The organism is Rahnella sp. Larv3_ips (genome assembly GCF_003697865.1).
Lineage (GTDB): Bacteria > Pseudomonadota > Gammaproteobacteria > Enterobacterales > Enterobacteriaceae > Rahnella > Rahnella rivi.
This window is the reverse complement of record NZ_MJIB01000004.1, coordinates 897,440-902,007: the sequence shown is the minus strand read 5'-3', so window position 1 is coordinate 902,007 and position 4,568 is coordinate 897,440. Positions and strand designations below refer to the sequence as shown.

Below are 4,568 nucleotides of genomic sequence, written 5' to 3'. Positions count from 1 at the left end.
GGGGTGATGTTCCACCAGTGCGCGCGGCATCAGGCCGAGGCCGCGGCCTTCGGCGATGAGGGAGAGTTGCAGCGTAACGCCAAAGGCTTCGAGATTGATCAACAGTGGCAAACCCTGTTCGATTAATGCCCGTTGCAGTGCCGCGCGGAAACCACAGCCTTCCGGATTGAGGATCCACCCGTGCTGATAACACTCCTCCAGCCGCTGCGGCAACGCTGCCGTGGCTTTCGGCCCGACCACCACCAGATCTACGGCGCCGAGAGGCTGATTCTCAATGCCTGCCGGAAATTGTTTACTGGCGGGAAACAGCACCACCGCCGCCTCAAGCTCCTGACGCTGTACGCGCAGCAATAATTCTTCGCCCCAGCCGCTGGATAAACGTGGCTGAATTTCCGGGAACTGGCTGGAAAGCATCTTAAGCGCGGGCAGCAGGCTGCTTTCGCTCAGGCTTTGCGGAACCGCCAGACGCAGCAGGCCGGACGGCGGGCTGTCGGCAGCCACCAGATCGCTGAGCGCATCCACTTCGCGCAAAATATGGCGGCATTGCTGATAAACACGTTTACCCATCAGCGTCGGTTTCAGCGGTTTGGTTTGCCGGTTCAGCAACGGGATGCCCAGTGATTCTTCGAAATTCTGTACGCGGCGGGTAATGGCCGGTTGCGTGAGCCCCAGCTCATCGGCGGCCAGACGCGTCGATTGCAGGCGAATGACCGCAACAAACGCGGTTAAATCTTCAATTTTCATGGCATCCGGTATCCGTCAGAGAATCAACATCAGTTCGCGCAGCATAAAACAATTTGAAGTAGGACGCTGGATCGCACCGCACATTTTTATGTGTTAAATGCATATTAGCTTATCCATAAAATGAATTTTGGTTGAGTTTGACCAGTGCTAGCCTGTCCTGAATGTTGATCAAAAGGGGAAGGCGATGACCGCTTTACATACCGCGCCACTGCGCCAGTTTCTGGCCGACTTCACGCGGCTGATTCAGGAACCGCATGGTCAGACCGAGGTACTGGCGCAGGGCAGCACACTGCTGGCGACACTGATCGGTCAGCATAACTGGCTGCCGGAAGCCTTTGCTGAGCCACATGCCGAACACTATCAGCAATATTTGCTGTATGCCGATCCGCTGTCGCGATTTTCCGTGGTCAGTTTTGTCTGGGGACCGGGGCACACCACGCCGGTGCATGACCACCGGGTCTGGGGGCTGATCGGGATGCTGCGCGGGGGAGAAACCAGCCAGAATTATGTGCGCCACCGCGACGGCACCCTGCAACCCGAAGGGCCCGCCGTGACACTGCATCCGGGCGATGTAGAGAAAATCGCGCCGGATGTGCTGGATATTCATCAGGTCAGCAATCTTTACGCCGATCGCGTTTCGGTCAGTATTCACGTTTATGGCGGCAATATCGGCGCAGTGTCACGGGCGGTTTACTTGCCCGACGGCAGCGAGAAAACCTTTATTTCCGGCTATTCCAACTCACTCCTGCCCAATGTCTGGGATCTGTCAAAAGAGAATCCATATGTCTGATGCTCAAACCTTACCGCTGCGTCATTTTTCGTGGCTGCGACAGGCGTTGATCGCCGGGCAGGAAGTCGCGCTGGTTGATGTTCGTGAAGAAGCCGCGTTTGCCACCGGCCATCCGTTGTTTGCGGTCAATCTGGCACTGTCAAAACTGGAGCTGGAAGTGCTGGATCGCATTCCGCAGCGTAAAACGGCGGTGACGCTGTATGACAACGGCGAGTTCTATGACGCCGCGCGCGGCGAGCGCAAAACCACGCGGGCGGCGGCGTTGCTGCGCGCGCTGGGGTATCAGGATGTCGCCGTGCTGGCGGGCGATCTGGCAGGCTGGAAAGAGGCCGGCGGGGAAATCTTCATTGATGTGAATGCGCCGGGCAAAGCGTTTGGTGAATGGGTGGAACATCATTACCAGACGCCTTCACTGAGTGCAGAACAGGTGCTGGCACTGCAACAGCAGGGCGCGAATATCGCGGTGCTGGATGTGCGCCGTTTTGATGAATTTCAGACCATGAGCATTCCCGGCGGCGTCAGCGTACCGGGAGGGGAGCTTGTGCTGCGCTTGCGTGATGTCGTACCTGATGCCAGTACGCAGATTATTGTTAACTGCGCAGGCCGAACCCGCAGCATTATCGGTACACAATCGCTGATCAATGCCGGTTTGAATCAGCCGGTAGCGGCTTTACGCAACGGCACCATTGGCTGGACGCTGGCGGGCCAGACACTGGCGCATCAGCAACAGGCGCAGTTTCCGCCGCTCAGTGAAAAGTCACGCCAGGCGGCGCTGGAAGGAGCGCAGGCTCTGGGAATTCGTGCGGGCGTTCGCACTGTGACGTTGTCACAAATTCGCGACTGGCAGCAGGACAATTCCCGCACGTTATACCTTTTTGATGTCCGCACGGCAGAGGAGTTTCGCGCCGGTCATTTACCGGGGGCGCGACATGTTGCGGGCGGCCAGCTGATTCAGGAAACCGATCATTACGCCAGCGTGCGCGGTGCGCGGGTAGTGCTGGCCGATGACGACGGCGTGCGCGCCACCCTGGCCGCATCCTGGCTGGCGCAGATGAACTGGGAAGTGTACGTTGCGGACGTTAGCGCGGAAGACTTCACCGGGCAAGGCGACTGGAAAGCCAGCGTTGCCCCCGCGCCGGCGGTGGAATCGGTCACTCCGCAGACAGTGCAACACTGGCTGGCAGAGGGCGACACCGGGGTGATTGATCTCACCACCAGCGCGAACTTCCGCAACCGCCGCATTCCGGGCGCAGTGTGGACCACACGCGGCAACATCCCCCAGATTATCGCTTCACAGCCTGAGAAACAGCGCTGGGTGGTGACGTGCACCAGCGGTCTGCTCGCACGTTACGCTGTCACAGAAATAGCTGCACTGACGGGTAAAAATACTTTTTTGCTGGAGAAAGGAACGGTGGGCTGGATTGATGGCGGTCTGCCGCTTGAGCACGGTGACTCGGTCTGGCTGGAAAATCCACAGGATCGCTATCGCCGTCCGTACGAAGGGACGGATGTCAGCCCGCAGGCCATGCAGGATTATCTCGACTGGGAATATGGTCTGGTGGCGCAACTGGAAAAAGACGGTACGCACGGTTTTGTATTATTGACGTCGTGAAATGACATAAAGCAGAACGGGGCTGACGCCTCTGCGTGAAGAACGCAGAGGATCAGTTAATACTTAACGACGGCCACGCGGATGGGTGCGGGCAGTCCAGTCATAGGTTGCAGAGGTACTTGGCACGGCTTTATTACGGCGTTTTTCCGCACGCGCTTTAGCCGCGACCTTTTCCTTCTCTTCCATCAACTTATCGATGTAATCATCTTTAATGCGGTTATTTTCAGAATTGGTCAACTCACGGCCCTGTGCTTTACGAGCCCGGTCCAGCAAGGTTTTTAGCTCGCGCTGTTCGCTTTCCGTCATATCTTGTTGTGTCAGTCTTTTCATTTTTAACGCGTCCTGTGAGGAAAGTGGCAACCAGTGTAGTCGTTAACGGGGGGAAATGCCCGCAGAATGCGTTTTAACGTCAAAACCGTGGGTTGCCACCCACACCGGCCCTGCGAATACGTTTTAACGTCAAAACCGTGGGTTGCCACCCACACCGGCCCTGCGAATACGTTTTAACGTCAAAACCGTGGGTTGCCACCCACACCGGCCTTAAGGGGGGCTTATCGCCGCCCCCCTTAAGAATCCCAGGCTCTTTCACTGCGCGCTGCCGCTTGTAGACTATATTCCAGCGGCCACCGCTATTGCCGCAAACGCCGCCGCTGCGCGGTCCTCTCATTTCAGGTTCGGACCCGCTCGGAAAAACACCCTCGCGGTTTCTCACCGTTCATTCGACGTCGTTTTGAGCGCGGCCAGAGGCTTCTTAAAGCACAACCTCACTGTTTTCGACTTTATAAATCAAAAATAAATCAAAAATAAATCAAAAAATTAAGTCTCAATAATCATCTGAATTACAAAGCCATTGGCCGCACTTAATAATCATTTGAATTACATAGCCATTGGCCGCGCTCAAAAATCACGCCGGAGGGAGAGGTGGAAAACCGCGCGTCTGTTTGCGCGGGTTGTAACCCGACCGGAGGGCACCGCAAAGCGGCGGGATTTTGCGGCAATAACGCAAGCCGCTGAAACATAGCCCGCGAGCGGCAGCGCGCAGTTAAAAAAACGCAGGATTCCAAAGGGTTTCGTTTAAAACCCTTTGGGCCCGTTTGGGCGGCGAGCCCAAGGTCTTGACGTTAAAGTATCCGCAGAACTGCCTGAAATACAGCCCGTTTGGGCGGCGAGCCCAAGGTCTTGACCTTAAGGCCGGTGTGGGTGGCAACCCACGGTCTTAACGTTAAAACGCATCCGCGGAATCCCTCGCCCACGAGAATCTAATACTCTATCCCCGTTTGAACCGGTAAATCCAGGCCGTGCGCGATGGCGGCGGCGAAGGCATCAATGGCGGGGATCTGGCTGGCAGGGACATTGGGATAGACCAGCCATAACTGGCTTCGCGGGGCGAAATCTTTCAGGGCGTACAGCGCCAACTCAGGG

4 protein-coding genes are annotated in these 4,568 nt (G+C 56.8%); 2 read left to right on the top strand and 2 right to left on the bottom strand.

The features are described from left to right. Positions 1-744, bottom strand: a 744-nt coding sequence (locus ED901_RS06465) for a LysR family transcriptional regulator (protein ID WP_162997837.1), incomplete at its 3' end; no start/stop codon positions are given. Positions 745-928: 184 nt separating this feature from the next. Here ED901_RS06465 and ED901_RS06460 point away from each other — a divergent pair. Together ED901_RS06460 and ED901_RS06455 are read left to right on the top strand one after the other, a co-directional pair. After that, positions 929-1,534, top strand: a complete 606-nt coding sequence (locus tag ED901_RS06460; protein WP_122095358.1) for a cysteine dioxygenase — start codon at positions 929-931, stop codon at positions 1,532-1,534. Further along, positions 1,527-3,146: a rhodanese-like domain-containing protein gene (locus ED901_RS06455; protein WP_122095357.1), complete on the top strand. Its 1,620-nt coding sequence runs from the start codon at positions 1,527-1,529 to the stop codon at positions 3,144-3,146. The genes ED901_RS06460 and ED901_RS06455 overlap by 8 nt, the downstream gene beginning before the upstream one ends. Positions 3,147-3,209: 63 nt before the next feature. On the opposite strand, the gene ED901_RS06450 is transcribed toward ED901_RS06455, so the two are convergent. Further along, positions 3,210-3,476: a DUF3811 domain-containing protein gene (locus tag ED901_RS06450; protein ID WP_056779328.1), complete on the bottom strand. Its 267-nt coding sequence runs from the start codon at positions 3,474-3,476 to the stop codon at positions 3,210-3,212. Positions 3,477-4,568: the final 1,092 nt, after the last annotated feature.

Excerpts from the sequence above, each read along its gene's own strand:
- ED901_RS06460 (WP_122095358.1), top strand. The coding sequence starts at position 929 with ATGACCGCTTTACATACCGCGCCACTGCGCCAGTTTCTGGCCGACTTC.
- ED901_RS06455 (WP_122095357.1), top strand. The coding sequence starts at position 1,527 with ATGTCTGATGCTCAAACCTTACCGCTGCGTCATTTTTCGTGGCTGCGA.
- ED901_RS06450 (WP_056779328.1), bottom strand. The coding sequence starts at position 3,476 with ATGAAAAGACTGACACAACAAGATATGACGGAAAGCGAACAGCGCGAG.